13 protein-coding genes are annotated in these 13,317 nt (G+C 45.1%); 7 read left to right on the forward strand and 6 right to left on the reverse strand.

The genetic code is table 11. From position 1 onward, the window contains the following. Window positions 1–13: 13 nt before the first annotated feature. The gene (locus tag DMB44_RS02290) at window positions 14–1,345 is read right to left on the reverse strand and encodes an MFS transporter (RefSeq protein WP_110640421.1); all 1,332 of its coding nucleotides are present in this window, start codon (window positions 1,343–1,345) and stop codon (window positions 14–16) included. Between the two features lie 154 nt (window positions 1,346–1,499). Between DMB44_RS02290 and DMB44_RS02295 the strand changes: the two genes are divergently transcribed. Beyond that, window positions 1,500–2,759 (forward strand): glycerate kinase, encoded by a 1,260-nt coding sequence (locus DMB44_RS02295; protein ID WP_110640422.1) that lies wholly within the window; start codon window positions 1,500–1,502, stop codon window positions 2,757–2,759. Here the strand turns inward: DMB44_RS02295 and DMB44_RS02300 are convergent. The 3 genes from DMB44_RS02300 to DMB44_RS02310 all read right to left on the reverse strand — a co-directional run bounded on the left by DMB44_RS02300 (window position 2,744) and on the right by DMB44_RS02310 (window position 5,213). Next, window positions 2,744–3,292, reverse strand: a complete 549-nt coding sequence (locus DMB44_RS02300; protein ID WP_110640423.1) for a cysteine hydrolase family protein — start codon at window positions 3,290–3,292, stop codon at window positions 2,744–2,746. The genes DMB44_RS02295 and DMB44_RS02300 overlap by 16 nt on opposite strands. A gap of 105 nt (window positions 3,293–3,397) precedes the next feature. Further along, a complete protein-coding gene (locus tag DMB44_RS02305) occupies window positions 3,398–3,886 on the reverse strand; it encodes a GNAT family N-acetyltransferase (RefSeq protein WP_110640424.1) in 489 nt (162 codons plus the stop codon). Then, window positions 3,867–5,213 carry an NADP-dependent malic enzyme gene (locus DMB44_RS02310; protein WP_110640425.1) on the reverse strand — a complete coding sequence of 449 codons (1,347 nt, stop codon included), beginning with the start codon at window positions 5,211–5,213 and terminating at the stop codon, window positions 3,867–3,869. Before DMB44_RS02310 ends, DMB44_RS02305 begins: the two co-directional genes overlap by 20 nt. Window positions 5,214–5,325: 112 nt before the next feature. Between DMB44_RS02310 and DMB44_RS02315 the strand changes: the two genes are divergently transcribed. Both DMB44_RS02315 and DMB44_RS02320 read left to right on the forward strand, forming a co-directional pair. Next, the gene (locus DMB44_RS02315; protein WP_237265243.1) at window positions 5,326–6,219 is read left to right on the forward strand and encodes a GNAT family N-acetyltransferase; all 894 of its coding nucleotides are present in this window, start codon (window positions 5,326–5,328) and stop codon (window positions 6,217–6,219) included. A gap of 135 nt (window positions 6,220–6,354) precedes the next feature. After that, window positions 6,355–7,086, forward strand: coding sequence for a hypothetical protein (locus tag DMB44_RS02320; RefSeq protein ID WP_110640426.1), 732 nt, complete (start codon window positions 6,355–6,357; stop codon window positions 7,084–7,086). A 1-nt stretch (window position 7,087) separates the two neighbouring features. Here DMB44_RS02320 and DMB44_RS02325 read toward each other — a convergent pair whose 3' ends face one another. Beyond that, window positions 7,088–7,570 carry a DUF2240 family protein gene (locus tag DMB44_RS02325; protein WP_110640657.1) on the reverse strand — a complete coding sequence of 161 codons (483 nt, stop codon included), beginning with the start codon at window positions 7,568–7,570 and terminating at the stop codon, window positions 7,088–7,090. Between the two features lie 75 nt (window positions 7,571–7,645). Between DMB44_RS02325 and DMB44_RS02330 the strand changes: the two genes are divergently transcribed. Next, the gene (locus tag DMB44_RS02330; protein ID WP_110640427.1) at window positions 7,646–8,590 is read left to right on the forward strand and encodes an endonuclease V; all 945 of its coding nucleotides are present in this window, start codon (window positions 7,646–7,648) and stop codon (window positions 8,588–8,590) included. A gap of 359 nt (window positions 8,591–8,949) precedes the next feature. Here the strand turns inward: DMB44_RS02330 and DMB44_RS02335 are convergent, their stop codons facing one another. After that, window positions 8,950–10,032, reverse strand: a complete 1,083-nt coding sequence (locus DMB44_RS02335; RefSeq protein ID WP_110640428.1) for a hypothetical protein — start codon at window positions 10,030–10,032, stop codon at window positions 8,950–8,952. A 136-nt stretch (window positions 10,033–10,168) separates the two neighbouring features. Between DMB44_RS02335 and DMB44_RS02340 the strand changes: the two genes are divergently transcribed. From DMB44_RS02340 to meaB, 3 genes are read left to right on the forward strand one after another with little or no spacing between them, the layout of a single operon-like run. After that, window positions 10,169–11,866: a methylmalonyl-CoA mutase family protein gene (locus tag DMB44_RS02340; protein ID WP_110640429.1), complete on the forward strand. Its 1,698-nt coding sequence runs from the start codon at window positions 10,169–10,171 to the stop codon at window positions 11,864–11,866. Next, window positions 11,835–12,275: a cobalamin B12-binding domain-containing protein gene (locus tag DMB44_RS02345; RefSeq protein WP_110640430.1), complete on the forward strand. Its 441-nt coding sequence runs from the start codon at window positions 11,835–11,837 to the stop codon at window positions 12,273–12,275. The genes DMB44_RS02340 and DMB44_RS02345 overlap by 32 nt, the downstream gene beginning before the upstream one ends. Next, window positions 12,276–13,241: a methylmalonyl Co-A mutase-associated GTPase MeaB gene (gene meaB, locus DMB44_RS02350; protein WP_110640431.1), complete on the forward strand. Its 966-nt coding sequence runs from the start codon at window positions 12,276–12,278 to the stop codon at window positions 13,239–13,241. Window positions 13,242–13,317 lie beyond the last annotated feature (76 nt).

Here is a 13,317-nt window from a genome sequence, read left to right on the forward strand (position 1 = left end):
TTATATTTATCAATTATGATATGGGTTTTGCCTTGGTCTCTGGCGCAAGAGTCACGGTTACGATGAAGCCGACGAACTCAAATATTGCGAAGAACAGGAGGCCAGAGGACATGCCAACGCTGTCTGTTATCAGGGGGAAGGCAAAGACGCCGAGTATGGCACCTATCCTCGATGCGGCAGTGGCGATGCCCATGGCCGTTCCCCTAATTCGCGTTGGAAATATCTCCACAGGATAAACGTACGTGAGGTTTGTCGGGCCGATATTGTGGAACAGATGCATGAGGGCAAAGGCAGTGAATATCATTATGAACGGCATTGTCCTGTGATCGGCATAGAGTGCAAACGTCAGCAGAGAAACACCAGCCAAACCGAAACCTACTGATTGCAGCAATTTGCGGCCCACACGCTCGATCAAAATGAGGCATATCACAAAGCCCACAATGACAGGAAGATCCTCGAGCAGCGTGGAAAGTATGCTGTTGATCGCGGATACACCAACAGATACAAATATGGAAGGAGTGTAATTCCATACCCCATAGCTTGAGACATCGTAGGAGAACCAAGCCAGGCTTGCGAATATTATGAGTGGCAGATATGATCCGGTGAATACAGATTTATAGGAGCTGGATCCCTTCTCCACCATGGGCAATTCAACGTCAGTGTATCCAACTTCTTTTCCTATGTCGTCCGCTATCTTTTTCGCTTCATCCTCCCTGCCGGCCTTTACAAGCCAGTACGGGCTCTCTGGCAGCGCACGTCTGGCAAGTATTACGATTATGGGCACTATTGCGCCAACGGCGTACATCCAGCGCCATGACGTAGATCCGAATCTGTATATGAGCGGTATAGATATGACGTAGAACACTATCGATCCTATGGTCCACATGAATATGTTGAATACCAGGAAACGGCCCCTCGATCTCCTCGGTGAGAACTCAGCCTCTATTGATGAGCTGAGCGGGTAGTCTGCGCCTATACCTATTCCTGCGAGAAGCTCAAAGATGAAGAACTCGTAGAATGTGGTTGAAAGAGCGGTTAAGATCAGAAAAAGGCTCGTTATGGCGAGATCGTAAGTGTACATCCGTTTCCTTCCGATCCTGTCGGAGAGATGCCCCATGCTGAAGCTTCCCAGGAACATTCCTATGTATATTGCTGAAGCTGCCAGCGAGACATATATTGCCCTTACCAGTATGTAGGCCTGCAGATATGTGAGAGCAGCTGAGAATATCGAGAGGCTGAAGCCATCCATGAAGACACCCATGGAAGATAGTATCGTAACTTCTATGAAGGTTGGCGTTATCTTCATCTGGTCAAAGGCTGGATGGCTGCTCTTAAATTCGACCATAGAAGATTATGCCAATGCAAGTCAAATACTTTTTTAAAAAATTCTCATGAAAAACCCAGGAAAAACGTTCATTTTTATGATTAAGATGGGCTTCGCTATGCATAAATGGTCATGGCGATGTAATCATTATTATATCCATAGACATTGAGGAAGTATGGCCTTCACATTCAAGAATGCCAGAGAGATCTACACAAGCGAAAGGAGACAGTTTATACTGGACATATTGAAGCGAACGTTTGATGAACTGGATCCATCGAGGGTGATGGCCAGTGCAGTCGAAGATCTCGATATTTCAAAGTACTCCCGCATATTTGTGATGGGATTTGGAAAGGCATCATATGAAATGTATGCTGGCATCAGAGATCACGTGAAAAGCAAGCTTGCATACGCTGGCATAATAGTGCCGGTAGATCAGGATGTCCAGGGATTCCCAGAGCTTGAGGTTCTGAGGGGGACACACCCTTACACTTCAAACATGTCCGTGTCCTCATCTCGCGTGCTCCTATCAAAGATAAAGCCTGGCCCTGATGATCTTGTTATTGTGCTGATCTCAGGTGGTGGTTCATCTCTTTTCGAGATACCAGAGGATGGCATAACGATTGAACAGATATCTGAGATATCGAAGAGAATGATGCAGGCATCCGCCGATATATACGAGCTCAATACGATACGATCATGCCTCTCTTCGGTTAAGGGTGGAAAGCTGGCAAAATTCCTGTATCCAGCCAGCATCGCAGCATACATAATATCCGATGTTCCTGGCGATGATGTATCCATAATAGCCTCTGGGCCGCTCTCTGAGAACAAACTTGATCCTGTGTCCGTATATCAGAAATTCAAGGATGTCATAGGACTGAATATCGATCGCTTTCTGAAGACGTCTATGATAGAAGATGAATATTTCAGGAAAATACAGACAAAGATCGTGCTATCCAACAGGGATTTTGTGAGAAAAATAGAAGCTTATGTTGGTGAGCCCATAGTATCAATTGGATCAGGAATAAGCGGAGACGTTGATCATGTCTCAGATAGCATAATCGCCATAGCTGAAGCAATTTCAAAGATCAAGGGAAAGTCATTCTGGATGGTCATGGGCGGCGAAACGACTGTCAATGTCAGAGGAAAGGGCATAGGTGGGAGAAATCTTGAGATCTCTCTCCTGTTTCTTAAGAAATGCACATTCAGCGATTTCCTCTTCATAAGCATAGGAACAGATGGAATTGATGGAGTGAGCCCGGCTGCTGGTGGTATAGTAGATTCTTCTCTTAAGAAAAGAATAAGTGAAGATGAGATCGATGAGGCATTGAAGAACAACGACAGCTACACTCTTCTTTCAAAGTACGGATCTGCCATAATGACAGGCAGGACAGGAAACAACGTCTCGGATCTGATGATCGCCTATGTCTCTATCTGATCCTCAGATAGAATCTTAGCAATCTCGTCAGATCGCACTATCCTTGCCCCATAGACCTTCACAAAGTAATCCTTCCAGTTCCTGTCTATCCTTGCTGCAACAGCATCTTCAACGATCATTATGTGATAGTTTCTGTAGAGTGCATCAGCGGCAGTATGCCTGACGCATATGTCCGCGTCCAAGCCTATTATCACAACGGTATCTATGCCATGGGACCGCAGGATGATATCAAGATTTGTTCCATAGAATCCGCTGTAGGTATGTTTTTCCACTATGTAATCACCAGACTCAGGCCTGATCTCATCGATCACCTCTGATCCTGAGTCGCCCTTCATGGAATGCTGGCCCCATATGTTCATCTCTGGATCGTCTGGGTAATGACTGTCATTCGTGTATACAACTGGAAGTCCTGCGTTTCGGAAGGCCTCTATGACCATTCTCGACGGTTCTACAGTCTTAAGAGCTTCCGGAGTTGCCAGCCTTCCGTGAACGAATTCGTTAACCATATCAACTACTATCAGTGCAGCCTTCATAATGTATAAATCAAATGATAGGATAAAATTTTTCTTTATATCTAGAAATTAGTACCGAACAAAAGTTCGGAACATTCAGATGAAATTATACCTCTCTTTAAGTTTTTATGGGCAGGGCCCATTCGTAGATGTCTGGCCATAGATCGAAACGATCTCGCGGTAGCCTAGCTTTCTGTAAAAGTCCTGCGCTATGAGATTCAGCGAAGGGAATTCGGCCGTGATCAGTATAATGTCCCTCTCCTTGAGTGTGCTTCTGAGAGCCTCTATTAGCATTTTTCCTATCCCCTTCCTCCTGTATTCAGGCATGACATAGAACTCTCTGATCCTGGCTTCGTATTTTGGTGTGTAGTATATTCTGAAGAGTATGTCGGCCATGAGAATGCCGACAACCTTCGAAGAGTATTCTGCCACCAAAAGCACATGCGCGTCATCATTGAGTATCTTCGTGAGGTATTTCTCGATGTCCGGTTTGGACTCCTCTGAAACCGTGAACGAGCAATCGAACTCCGAGTTCAACCTCTTCAGCCTGAGCAGTTGATCCATGACCTCTGGGAGGTCTTCCTTCTTCATCCTTCTAATATTTGTGTTCACCATTTGGCATCCTCTTTATCAATCCGAGATCCATTAGCTTGGAATAGATATTCCTATTGCTCTCTATTATCTCTCTCGCGCGTCTGTAAAAGCCCTCCTTGCTATCATTTTTCCTTGCCAGGCCTAATTCCACAGTCTTAGAGGCAACAGCAGATGCAAGGCGTGGGTAGAGCTCCCATTCCTCCATGGTTGGTACTATCTTTTCCTCGCTGGGCTCCTCCACAAAGTTGGCGATTTCGTATGATGCAGCGACCATAACATCAAAATTGACCCCCTTTGCTCTGGCATCCAGAACGCCACGGAAAACGCCTGGAAAGACTAGACTGTTATTGATCTGATTCGGAAAGTCACTTCTTCCAGTTGCAACTATTCTGGCTCCGTTTTCCTTGGCCTCCTCCGGCCACATCTCCGGTATCGGATTTGCCAAAACAAATACTATGGCATCCTTATTCATCCTCCTCACAACTTTGCTGTCTATGGTATCAGGACCTGATTTGGCAGCTGATATCAGAAGGTCTGCGCCTTCTACGGCATGGGAGAGGTCACCCTTGATCCTTTCTCCATTTGTTTCGATGGCTAGCTGATATTTCCATGGATTATTTATCATGAGTGAATCTATGTCCTCGCGCTCCGGCTGGAGGATGCCCTTTGAATCGACGAGTATCATATTCTTCATCTTGAAACCTGCAGCCTTGAAGAGAAAAGCCGCAGCTATGTTCGCTGCACCGGCGCCGTTGAATACAACTTTTACCTGATCGATCTTCTTTCCAACAACCCTCAATGAGTTTATCACACCTGCCAGAGTTATCGATGCGGTACCCAGCTGGTCATCATGCCATACTGGTATGTTCATCTCCTTCTGCAGGGTCTCGAGTAGAAAGAAGCATTTAGGGCTCTCTATATCCTCAAGGTTTATTCCACCGAATGAAGGCTCAAGAGCCTTTGCCACGCTGACGAATTCCTCTCTTGATTTTACCCTTATGGGGACGGGGATCGCGTTTACCCCGCCAAGATAGTTGAATATAAGCGCCTTCCCCTCCATAACAGGCATCGCGGCCTCTGGCCCTATGTTCCCAAGGCCTAGGACTCTAGTACCATCCGTCAATATAGCTATTGAATTCCATCTGCCTGTCAGTTCAAAGGAGAGATCCGGATCGGACGCTATCTTCTTTGAAACGGCAGCAACACCCGGAGTATACCATATTGAAAAATCATCCAGACTTCGGACAGGAACCTTTGATATTGTCTGTATTTTTCCCTTGAAGTACTCAGAATATCTGAGTGCATCTTCATTGTATTTCTCGGTTCTTTCCTGATCTTCCATTATCATCGTAGAAAGATAACCGTCAATTATTAAATTGTTTCTACGGCAATTCACGTAGAGCCATGACGAATAAAGATCATTGTTTTATCTTCAAAGGAAATTATGAAGAAGAATATATATGGAAAATGTAAAGCTCAGATGGGATCTCATTCTAAGGCCGTATATAGATTTCGTTGAAAAGAACTATCCGGACATCACAAACGAGGAAAAATTTCGTATATTGACAGATCGATTGACGAACAACGAAATAAAGAACAGGGTGCTCCTTCATGATAATGATGTTGTTGCCTATGCCTTTTACGTTGATTCTGTGTATGGCGATCGATGCATAGGAAACATAGGATTTTTAGACGAGAAATATTTCAATGAGGCGAGGGTATCTAATCTCCTGAACTGGATAGAAATAAACTCCGATGACAGGATGATCTTTCTAGATGAGATTTTCAATGCCAGCGAAGATGCTGAGAGGGTGCTTAAAGACAGGGGATACTCCACGCTGTCCAGGATCAGGATGACTGCTGATTTATCATCCATCAGGTACGGGCACGAAGAAATAAAATTCGAAAAGTTCGATGAAAAGATGATTCAGGAGTTCTCAGATGCTGAATTCAAGGCCTTCACAGGAACGGAAGATCAGATCCTGCTACCCAGGAGCAGGGAAATGCGCGTGAAATACCTTGCCGATGAAATAGGCGGGCAGGAGACAGCCATCATACGGGATGCAAGTCTTGTTCTGATCGATGATGGAATTAAAGCTGGCCTTCTTTCAGTTTCATATGCTGGATCGAATGATCCTTATTTCTCAGATATATTCGTTGATCCAGAGTATAGGAGAAGAGGTATTGCAAGCAGTATGATCTCTACTGCAGCCTCAAGCCTCAAGCAACTAGGATATAATTCAGTATCGCTGATAGTATCGGAAAATAATCCGGCAATTGAACTCTACAGAAAGATGGGTTTCTCATATTCAGGCCAGAGAAAGTATACGATACACTACCGCATAAGAACCTAAGAGGTAGGCATGTCAATAATTTCCAATTCATATAACACGAAACTCTTAAATTACGCAGATGTATCCAAAGATGAATAGAGATAGAATGATAAGATCTACATATTTGGGCGTTCATATAAAGCCAGTGGTGAATAGATGAGTGAAGTTGAAGATCTGCTTAAGACAGCCGATAAGAATTTCGAGAAGGAAAAGTACGTTGACTCGCTGAGGGATTATCTCGCTGTAATAGACAAGGTTGAAGATGAAGATTTGAAGGCAGAGGTCTACTACAAGATATCTCAGATATATCATTACCTTCAGAAGGATGAACCTCAGAATGCACTCAAGTATGCCCAGATGTCTCTGGACACGCATACAAAGCTGGGAGAGAACGATCTTGTGGTACTGGATCTGATAAACATAGCCTCGATACTTATGGATTCAGGAGATAAGAAGGGAGCAATAGAAAAACTGGATACGGCAATACAGAAGGCTAAAGATATGGGTGATGACGAGATCCTGTTGATAGCCCTATCCTCAAAGGCTGGAATTGTGGCGCAGGAAAACAAGGAGGAGGCTCTGAAGCTCTATGAGGAAGTTATGAAGAAGAGCCAAGAAATAGGAGACATAGACGATTATTTCGACGCCGTTCAGGGAATAGTTAATATAGTCAGGGAAGAGGATGAGCACAGGGCATTTGAGATGATAATGAAGGCCATAGAAAACCTCGAAGATTATATCGCCGGAATAAAGAACAAGAAGGAGAGGAAGGATCTGGCAGATTCATTTTCATATCTGTATGATACAGCGTCAGATATCGCCATGTCCATAGGGGATGTGGATCAGGCTATGGAGATCGCCAAGAGGTTGCAAAAGATGACATCATAATTCAAGAGGTATAATTTTTCTTTTCCTCAATCTCCCTGATGAAATCAGATACATCTATATTTTCATCAACCAGAACACTGAGCAATACAGTCTGAAACGAGAGATATTTTGTATTTTCCATCAGCGATCTTGCTCTGGTTATGGCTTCCTTCTTAGTCATTTTTCCGGATGCTGCGGCAGCATCCAGTATTCTGTCTATTATGGGTTTATCGGCATTGCTGGAAAAGAGCGTTTTTTCATCAACTGTGAAATCCAGCGGAACCACAACTCCACCGGTGCTGAAATTGGGGGAATACGCATCTCCCTTTTTCGCCAGGAGCCCTTCTGCAGTTGCCACCTCCACAAATTTCCTGACTACGTCTGGCGGCAACATCTTTCTCCTGAAAGATATGACATTTATGAAATCCTGAATTGTCAGAGAAGCCGGGCGCTTCATGTCTGCCGACACAATAGCGATGAGCTTCCTGGCAGAATCCTTATCCATGGAGGAATGATACATGATACCTAGAAATACTTTTCATAGGATCAAGTATTTAAGGTTCGCAGCGTTGAGATTAGGATGGATCTTGAGGACTTTGATCTATATTCATATTTTTATAATCTCGTGAAGCAGATACCTGATGGGTATGTGACCACTTATGGAGATCTTGCTGAGGCGCTAGGCGATCCGATAGCTGCCAGGGCAGTTGGCTATATGCTCTCTATCAATGAGGATCCGGATGGCATTCCATGCTACAGGGTGGTTCTTCATGACGGAACGGTGGGAAACTACACGCATCCTCTTGGGCCTCAGGAGAAGGTGCGGCGACTGAAAGCTGATGGGATCCCAGTTGTTTCAGGCAAAATAGAGGATTTTGAACATCATAGATTCCGGGATTTCAGGACAGATTACCCCCTGAAAAAGATGCAGGAATACCAGAGAAAGATAGCGGAAGAATACAATGAATATGGCCCAGAAAAATTTGATTTGATAGAGGCCTTCGACGTGTCGTATACCGACAGAATGGGGTTTGCCTCTTCCGTCGTACTGCATGGTGAAGAGATAAAATCCTATGTGTTCAGCGACAAGATCCGCTTTCCATACATACCGGGGTATCTGGGATTCAGGGAGTTCAAGTTCATAAGACGACTTTACAGAAATGCCGATTTGCTTTTCATAGATGGAAATGGGATACTTCATCCTAGGTACGCTGGGCTTGCAACCCATGCCGGTGTAATTCTGAATACCAGTGCCATAGGTGTGGCGAAGCATCTGACCAGATCCACGAAGCGGGATGAATATCTTTACATAGGTGGGATATTGGCTGGTATGATCATAAGGAAAAACATCATCGTGAGTCCGGGAAACAGATTCAGCGTGAGTTCGGCGGCAATGACAGTAAAAACACTGTGGGGCGATAAATACCCATGGCCTCTCAAGCTGGTGCATCAGCTTAGCACTATGCACATAGATACGGGTGGCAGGATACTTGAACTCGATGCAGAGTCCATTTCCGCCAGATAGCCTGATAATTTCAAGATTATGTTGATCGATTAGATGTTCACAAACTGCATGAGATGGATAATTCAAAACGTCTAACTGGTGCACTAATACATTTATCAGCTAAATTTGAAGTTTGGAGGAAGCGGTAAAACTCTCTCTTCGTATAAGAGATACACGGGCTTCCTTCAACAAATGTATAAATTGCATTTCCATGCTTTTGCATCCTCAGCGATAACCAGATGGTACGATACATGAACGGTATAGATTAAACTCTAATTTAAGCCTGCGGATATCACGGTATAGGTCTTGTATGGAATATACATGTAGAGGCAGATATCTCTTCGATAAAAGGAACATCCGAAGATTCCGCTGAGGGTAGATCACGCGTACTTCGTAAGCGACTCCTTTGCCCTCTCCATGAACTCTAGCGGTATCTTGGGTTCACCCTCAGCCAATTTACCCTCAATGCAGATCTCACCTATTGCATCTGAAATCTCTTTAAGTTCGGAATCGCTTTCAGCGATTATCACCACAGATGGTCCTGTGTCTATTGATAAGCTTACGGAATTCCCGCGCAATCTAAAATCCATGATATTTTTCACGATTTTCATTGTTCTGTCTGTCCATACTAAAGATGCGGATGACATCAGGATTGAATGCATCTTGAGTGTGCTGCCAAGAGCGGTTCTCATTATGGTATCCGCATCAAATTCCATGTTCAGGAAGTCAAGTACTGCCTGTCGCTGATAGGAGGCCCATGCATTGTAGAATGGCGATCTCAAGGCAGCTGAATGCGCGTCCTCAGTGCTCATATTGCCAGATAACGGAATCGCACAGATCGAGATCTTGTTTCCATTAAAGGGCAGATTCAGAGAAAAGGAACTGTCATGGGAATATCCTGAGTCAGATATCCACAGAGAAAGCGGACCATTGACGGATTTGGATCCTGACCCTGATGCAAGTCTGGCTATCTTCGAAACGAATGGGCCATCTCCGATCGATTCTTCACCAAAGACGGCCCTTGCGATAGATCTCGCAGCTGCGGCCGCCATAGAGGCAGATTCTCCAAGTCCCTTTGCGTTATCGTATTTTCTCTTCATTGAGACATAAAGATGAAATGAACCCCTCACTGAATATATGTTACGGAACACATGCAGCGCCTTTATGGCTCTTCTCTTCACGCCTTCGTCTTCCACTCCGTCGAATATGACACTGTCATTGCCAGCATCTTCGGTCAGCATAACAGCGGAGTATGCCTCAGAAAAATCTGTGTTAATTGATATAGAAGGAAAGTTGGCTATGTTGAATGTACTGTCGTAATAGCCGAGGAATTTTATCACACCCGTTATTGGATATCCAGATCCATAGAATATTTTACCATAAGATGGAACCGCATCGTATCTTCCTGTAGGAGAGTACAATCCTCTGCTCCTGATCAGAGATACAAGACGTGTTGTATACACATTATAATATTCAATTCACATATAAATACTGTGATATTGGCCGTCTTATTTGGTGAACGGTATTTCCGATCTGAAAAACAGATATACGGTGGGAAATTAGCATAACTTTAATCTATCATGTATTATTATGCTATATATGGATAGTTTCTGGAAGAAGAAGCTGGACGAATTCAATACTGATAGAAAAAATCAGGAATACGAGAGATGGGTTGCCAGCACCTTGACGCCCTGGAATAGGCAAACGGGGTATAAGGAGAAGAAATATCAGAATTCATCCGAGATCACGTTAAAGGAGATATATACAAGGGAAGACGTTCCGGACGTAGAAAAGAGGCTTGGAATGCCGGGTGAATATCCATTCACCAGGGGTATATACCCAAACATGTACAGGGGCAAGCTTTGGACCATGAGGATGTTTTCTGGTTTCGGCACGCCGGAGGATACCAACAGGAGACTGCACTATTTGATTGAAAATGGAGAAACCGGTCTCAGCATAGCCTTTGATATGCCGACGCTTTACGGATATGATGCAGATAACCCAAGATCCGAGGGGGAAATAGGCAAATGCGGTGTGAATGTATCAACGCTAAAGGATATGGAGACCATATTCAGGGGCATAGATCTTGGAAAGGTTTCAACCTCCATGACGATAAATGCACCAGCGGCCATTCTGACAGCCATGTACCTGGCCATAGCCAAAAAGCAGGGTGTACCGTTCGATAAGGTGTCCGGTACAGTTCAGGCTGACATACTCAAGGAATACATCGCCCAGAAGGAATGGATGTATCCGCCGGAGGCGCACATCAGGATAATAAGGGATATGATGGTCTACTGCACGAAGAACGTTCCTAAATGGAACTACATAAGCATATCGGGATACCATATAAGGGAAGCCGGTTCCAGTGCAGTTCAGGAGCTGGCTTTCACGCTTGCGGACGGTTTTTATTACGTCGATCTCGGCATAAAATCGGGCCTCAATGTTGATGATTTTGCTCCGCGCCTTTCGTTCTTCTTCAATTCGTCAATAAACTTCTTCGAGGAGATTGCCAAACTCAGGGCCGCGAGACGCATATGGGCCACCGTCATGAAGGAAAAATATGGAGCAAAGAATCCAAGATCAATGACGCTGAGGTTCCATACCCAGACCTCAGGTTATACTCTGACGTGGCAGCAGCCTCTCAACAATATAATCAGGACTACCATAGAAGCCATGGCTGCCGTGCTCGGCGGTACGCAGAGCCTGCACACAAACTCCTATGATGAGGCATGGGCCCTTCCATCAGACGGTGCCGTCAAGGTGGCTCTCAGAACGCAGCAGATAATAGCGGAGGAGAGTGGCATTCCAGACGTTATAGATCCGCTCGGCGGATCTTATTATGTAGAGTGGCTCACCGATAAGATGGAGGAGGAGGCCTACAAATACTTTGACAGGATCGAGAGCATGGGCGGGATACTCGAGGCGATAAAGAAGGGGTACATACAGAAGGAAATTGCTGATACATCATACAAGAGGCAGAAGCGGTTGGAGAATGGAGAGGAGATAATGGTTGGCGTTAACAAATACATAGAGGAAGGCGAAGAACCCATAAATTATCTCAAGATAGATAAGAAAGCGGAAGAGGCCCAGATTGCAAGACTCAGGGAGATCAAAAGAACTAGGGATGAAGCAAAGGTTAAGAAGGCACTCGAAGATCTCAGAAATGCGATGCTGGACGAAAATGAGAATCTGATGCCCTATTATATCAGGGCTGTTGAGTCGTACGCCACAGTTCAGGAGATATCGGATGTAGGGAGGGAGGTATTTGGAAGCTGGAAAGAACCTGTCATCGTCTAGACCCATTAAGGTGCTTCTTGCCAAACCTGCTATAGACGGCCATGATCGTGGCATATTCGTGCTTGCAAGGGCGCTGAGGGATGCCGGTATGGATGTAATCTATGCCGGCCTGCTCCCGACCCCTGAACAGGTCGTGGATATTGCAATAAGCGAGGATGTTGATGTCATAGGCTTAAGCCTGCTGAACGGCGCCCACATGACCGCCTTCAAGAAGGTCGTTGATCTCCTCAAGGAGCGCGGAGTGGATGATATAGCGGTTGTTGGTGGCGGGATAATACCCGACGATGATAAGCCCAAGCTGGAGGCTATCGGAGTGACCGGAAACTATGGGCCTGGTACGCCGCTTGCCACCATAATAGAACACATACGTAAGCGTGGAGAAGAGGCTAGAAGGAAAAAGGAGATGTAAATGGATACGCGTTCCATCATAGAAGGCATTGCTGCGCATGATCCTAGGATCATCGCTCGGGCCATATCCATCATAGAGGAGGACAATGAAAGGTCATACGAGATAATAAGGGCTATTTACGGTATGACGGGGCATGCGCATATCCTTGGTATAACTGGGCCTCCTGGCGTCGGTAAGAGCACCATGATCGGTATACTGTCCAGAAAACTGACCGAGATGGGAAAAAAGGTATCCATACTGGCTGTTGATGCAAGCAGTCCTTTCAGCGGCGGTACCATACTGGGAAACAGGATAAGGATGCAGGATACGCTCTCCAAGTATGGAATATATATGAGAAGCGTCTCTAACAGGGGAATGACCGGTGGTCTCTCAAGATCCACATGGAACATGGTGAAGATACTCGATGCCGCAGGAAACGATTTCATAATAATAGAGACGGTAGGAGCCGGACAATCTGACATAGATATTGTTTATCTGGCAGATACTGTAATAGTAACTCTGGCGCCAGGTCTTGGCGACAGTATACAGGCGATAAAATCGGGAATGATGGAGATCGGGGATATCTTCGTCATAAACAAGATGGACAGGGAAGATTCGTTCTTTGCCCTCAAGGATATAATGGACAATGTCTATGAAAGGAACGGTTGGATGCCAAGGGTTGTCGGCACGAACTCCCTGAAGGGGGAGGGTTATGGTGAACTGATAAGGGCAATAGAGGAACATCGCGTATTTACCGAAAAAAATGATGGAAAGAAGAAGATAAGGTACAGGGAAGAGGTGAGACTTGCGCTCTCCAGGATAATTGACCGGAGCGTGTGGCGTGAATTCGGCAGGTTTCTGGAGAATGGCGAAATAGATGGATACTACGATGAACACGTCGATCCAAACACGGTTGCCATGGAAATATTCCGTGAAAACAGTGCATTTGCTCACAGTCATTCAGTTGAGGGAAGGGTAGAATCCTGAATATTTTTTACTTTCTATTATGCGATCTCCTCCAGTCATAGCACATATGGGATACAGACATGCATTATTTATGGAT

It is taken from the genome of Thermoplasma sp. Kam2015 (assembly GCF_003205235.1).
GTDB lineage: Archaea > Thermoplasmatota > Thermoplasmata > Thermoplasmatales > Thermoplasmataceae > Thermoplasma.